A 1,412-nucleotide genomic window follows, 5' to 3' on the forward strand; every position below is an offset into this window, starting at 1 on the left:
GGGGTTAAGTAGCAAAAAGTGTGTCTGACTTTCAGCATTACTGCTGATTAGGCTGGGTAAATCGGGCGGATATAAGCATCAAGACCTTATATCCGCCCGATTAGTGTTCAATCCACCGGAATGGCACCCGCATGTGCTAATCGGGGGTTGGTGTGCTTTCCGGGTGAGTAAAAACAGACCACGATGCCCGATATGCGCTGGGCAAATGAAGAAAAACGGAACCACTTCTAAAGGCACAACCAGGTGGCGATGCAAGGACCCGAACTGCGGCAGTTCCACGACACGAACCCGCACCGACCGCACGCAGACCCGCGACTTTAAAGCCTTCGTCTCTTATGCCACCTCCACAGCAACGTTGTCTGAACTCGCCCAGCAACAAGGGGTAAGCCGTTGGACACTTGACCGCCGATTCAAACCGTTCTGGCTCATCGACATCCCCAACGACGGTGACCCACAGCGCATCTACGACCAGATCTTCATCGACGGTACCTACACCGCCGCCGGATGCTTGCTCGTCGCAGCCAGCCACGACCACGTCATCGCATGGCACTGGACCAAACACGAAACCGCCCACGCCTACACGCAGCTACTCCGCAAAATCGCTGAGCCGCTCTGCGTCGTCCTCGACGGCGGACAAGGCGCACTTACTGCGATTAAAGCCTGCTGGCCGAACGCGATAATCCAACGATGCCTCGTCCATGCGCAACGCGTCATCCGCCGCTACACCACATCACGACCACGCACCGACGCCGGCAAAGCCATCTACGCCCTGGCGTTGAAACTGACCCGTATCACCACACTCGACCAGGCACGGGAGTGGACGCTGCGTCTGCACGACTTCGGACAGGTATTCAAAGCATTCCTCAACGAGAAAACGCCCGTGTCAAAAGAGCGCCGCACACTCAACAACCAGTGGGAATGGACCCATCTGCGAGTTCGCAAGGCATACAACTCCCTGCTGCACCTCTCACGGAAAGGATGGCTGTTTACCTACCTGCAGCCACCACCGAATGCGCTTGAGCCTCAACGCTGGGCTTCAACGACAAACAGTCTGGAAGGCGGCATCAACGCCGGGCTCAAACGCATCGCCGACGCGCATCGCGGCAGGTCCGGGGAACGCCAACGAAAAATGCTCGAGTGGTACCTGCACTCGAAAACGCAACTGCCTGACGACCCATTAAAGATCGCCAGGCAGTGCAATTTCGGCCAAGATCAACTCGCCAAAGTCAACGATCTTGTCGAAGAAGACCACAACAAAGCCGACCATGAAACAGGCCGACCAGCCTTCTACGACAACGCTATCCCAACCGAGTACGAACACTCGATAGGAATCAGAAAAGGCCCCATGAAGTAACAAACGGTGTGCCCGCCCCGCAACACGCCGAGCGGACACACTTTTTGCTACTTAACCC

At 56.5% G+C, this 1,412-nt stretch carries 1 protein-coding gene; it reads left to right on the forward strand.

What is annotated here, in order from left to right:
* The first annotated feature begins 205 nt into the window (after window positions 1-205).
* Window positions 206-1,354, forward strand: coding sequence for an IS1249 family transposase (locus tag HMPREF3130_RS10065; protein ID WP_016421368.1), 1,149 nt, complete (start codon window positions 206-208; stop codon window positions 1,352-1,354).
* The last annotated feature ends 58 nt before the right edge of the window (window positions 1,355-1,412 follow it).

Origin of the sequence: Corynebacterium sp. HMSC14B06, assembly GCF_001807075.1 — a bacterium.
GTDB lineage: Bacteria > Actinomycetota > Actinomycetes > Mycobacteriales > Mycobacteriaceae > Corynebacterium > Corynebacterium jeikeium_D.

Excerpts from the sequence above, each read along its gene's own strand:
- HMPREF3130_RS10065 (WP_016421368.1), top strand. The coding sequence starts at position 206 with ATGAAGAAAAACGGAACCACTTCTAAAGGCACAACCAGGTGGCGATGC.